The sequence below is a fragment of the Priestia sp. SIMBA_032 genome (assembly GCF_046535215.1).
GTDB lineage: Bacteria > Bacillota > Bacilli > Bacillales > Bacillaceae_H > Priestia > Priestia aryabhattai.
Window position 1 is genome coordinate 1 of the sequence record NZ_JAWRXD010001051.1, and the last position, 256, is coordinate 256.

The 256-nt window shown below is 30.9% G+C and carries 1 protein-coding gene; it reads left to right on the plus strand.

All coding sequences use genetic code 11. From position 1 onward, the window contains the following. On the plus strand, positions 1-256 hold a 256-nt coding region (locus SB717_RS37560; protein WP_410908228.1), incomplete at both ends, for a coiled-coil domain-containing protein.

The following is a 256-nucleotide window of genomic DNA, read 5'->3' on the forward strand; positions in this document are numbered from 1 at the left end:
ATGCTTCAAAGCTTGATGAAACAATGAAAAAAGTTTCTGATACTGAGCAATTAATTGAAAAGAAAAATAAAGATATTGCAGAATTACAAACGAAGATTGCAAAACGTGAAGAGTTATTAAGAAAGCGTTTAGTTGCACTTCAAGAACAGCCAAATACGAACGTTGTAACAGAAGTTCTTGTAAACTCTAAAAACGTTGCAGATTTAGTTGATCGTTTAACTTCTGTTTCTAAAATTCTTGAGTCTGATGAAGATAT